The 2,760-nt window shown below is 43.1% G+C and carries 1 protein-coding gene and 1 pseudogene; both read left to right on the plus strand.

Going from position 1 to position 2,760, the window contains the following annotated elements; all coding sequences use genetic code 11:
• Positions 1-190: pseudogene (locus tag F6K46_RS39145) on the plus strand (IS630 family transposase); the annotation flags it as partial.
• Positions 191-352: 162 nt separating this feature from the next.
• Positions 353-2,638 carry an acyltransferase domain-containing protein gene (locus F6K46_RS39150; RefSeq protein WP_293068701.1) on the plus strand — a complete coding sequence of 762 codons (2,286 nt, stop codon included), beginning with the start codon at positions 353-355 and terminating at the stop codon, positions 2,636-2,638.
• The last annotated feature ends 122 nt before the right edge of the window (positions 2,639-2,760 follow it).

The following is a 2,760-nucleotide window of genomic DNA, read 5'->3' on the forward strand; positions in this document are numbered from 1 at the left end:
TCCCGAAGTTAATCCTAGTGAAAGATTGTGGGAAGATCTCAAACAAGATTTGGCTTGGGAATTGTTTGAATCCTTAGACTCTTTAAGAGCAAAAATAGATAAAAGTTTAAACTCTTTATCTAATGAACTTGTAGGTAGTCTAACTGGGTGGTCTTGGATTTGGCAATCTTTATGTATGTCAGGACTTTAAATTTTTGGTATTACTTTATCTGCCAAGAGCGAAAAAGCTCTCAATGCACTCACACAGAATTATTTAACTTATTTAACTTTCTTAGACACAACAGAGTATTCTTTAGGGGATATTTGCTATAGTGCTGCCACTGGACGTTCCCATTTTTCCCATCGATTAGCGATGATTGCCAACTCGAAAGCAGAGATTAGGCAACAGCTTGATAGTTTGGTCAAAGGTGACAAAATTACAGGTCCCATCCAAGGTGATACTTACGGTTCAGTGCCTAAGATTGCTTTCTTATTCACTGGACAAGGGTCACAATACGTTGACATGGGGCGGGAACTTTATGAGACCCAACCTACTTTTCGTCGAGTGTTGCAGCAATGTGATGAAATACTACACTCCTATTTAGATCGACCTTTGTTGTCAATCCTTTATCCCAACGAACCAGAAGACATCATCAATCTCACAGCCTATACCCAACCTGCTATATTTGCCTTTGAATATGCTCTGGCAGAGTTGTGGAAATCCTGGGGAATTATCCCTGATGTGGTAATGGGACATAGTGTGGGTGAGTATGTGGCAGCATGCGTAGCGGGAGTGTTCAGCTTAGAAGATGGTTTAAAGCTAATCGCAACTCGCGGAAAACTGATCGGGAAATTACCACAGGAAGCCCATGGCAAAATGGTTAGCGTCATGGCGAGTGAAGAACTAATCAACTCTGCAATCGCACCATATGGGACAAAAGTTTCTATAGCTGCGGTGAATGGACCCCAGAGCATAGTTATCTCAGGTGATAGCCCATCCATCGATGCCATTGTTACTGAACTGCAAGCCAAGGAAATTAAAACCCGCGAATTAACAGTTTCCCACGCTTTCCATTCCCCCCTGATGGAGCCAGTGTTAAAGCCCTTTGCTCAAGTTGCGGCGGAGGTCACCTATTGTTCACCCCAAATCCCCCTCATCTCAAATCTTACAGGGGAACAAGTCACAGATGATGTAACAACTGCCAATCATTGGGTGAACCATATTCGTCAGCCCGTGAGATTTGCCGATGGTATGAATACCCTGCAAAAAATGGGGATAAAATGCTTTGTAGAAATTGGAGCTAAACCCATTCTTTTAGGCATGGGAGCGAATTGCCTAGTTGATCAAACAGAACATTACACATGGCTACCTAGTATCCGCACTGACGCAGAATATTCCACTTTGGTAGAAAGTCTAGCGCAATTGTACGTTCGCGGTCTCAAGATTAATTGGCAAGGGTTTTTCTCAAGTGAGCACCATCGCAAAGTAGTATTACCCACTTATCCTTTTCAAAGAGAGCGCTGTTGGGTGGAGGTACAGCAGGAAAGAGTTGCTAGAAAGAGCAGTAAAATCTCTGCCCATCCCTTACTACAAGAACGAATCTATTCATCCGTACTCAAACCAGGAGAAGTCCAGTTTGAAGCTTACCTTGCTCACAACGATTTAGCTTACTTGTTAGACCATCGTGCCTTTGGTCAAGCAATTATGCCTGCTAGCGCCTACTTCGAGATGGTTTTGGCAGCAGGGAATCAACTGTTGGGGACTCCGTCGATAACCTTTAAAGAGGTAGCCATTGAAAAAGCCCTCAAACTGGAAGAAATCCAAACAGTGCAACTGGTTTTGAACTCCGATGGGGAAGGCTATTCGTGGCAAATTTTTGGTTTAGTTTTTATCGATGAAGAGCCTACTTGGACGCGCTACGCAGCAGGAAAGATTAGTAGAGGCAAAGAGGAACCAACTTCAGAATTAAACACAGATTTAACCACCATTAAAACTCGTCTGCCACAACATCAGGATATCAAAGCTTTCTATCAGCAAGTCGCTACTCAAGAATTTGTCTATGAGAGCAACTTCCAAAATTTACGGCGCTTGTGGTGTTCTGAGGGAGAAGCCCTTGGACAAATTAATCTAGCTAAACATCTTCTCAATCATCCCTATCATTGGCATCCAGCTCTCTTGGATGGATGTTTCCAAGTGATTTTAGCAGCTTTGCCTACCGACTCTTCAGATACTTATTTACCTGTTGCCTATCCCGATTTTACCTTTTGGGAAGATCCAGATCGAGAGGTTTTCAGTTACGTTAAACTTCATGGTCAACCTGGTCAAGAAACCCTGAAGGCAGATTTGCAGTTGGTGGGGAAAGAAGGCAAAGTTTATGCTGAAGCCATAGGTTTGCAACTGAAAAAGGCTCGATCTCAATCATTACAGCAGAAAGAACTCTGGAAAGATTGGCTTTGCCAAGTGGCTTGGAAAGAAGTTAAGAAACCAGTGGGAACCCTAAAGTCAGTTAAACAGGGCGATTGGCTAATTTTGGCAGACCGCACTGGTCTAGGGAAAAATTTGGCAGAGTTGCTGAGTATACACGAACAGCGATCGCACGTAGTCTATACTGATAAAACTGATCAGAAATTGAAGCCAGGTCAAGATTCTCTTAACTGAAGTTCCCCCTTTGACAAAAAGGGCAACCTATGCTGGGTAAGGAATAGCAGATTTTCTGTCGGTCATTTACTGGGTACAAATAGGGAAACACCAAGTAAATCTAACGCCTTTTGTTGGACTGG

The organism is Moorena sp. SIO3E8, assembly GCF_010692445.1.
GTDB lineage: Bacteria > Cyanobacteriota > Cyanobacteriia > Cyanobacteriales > Coleofasciculaceae > Moorena > Moorena bouillonii.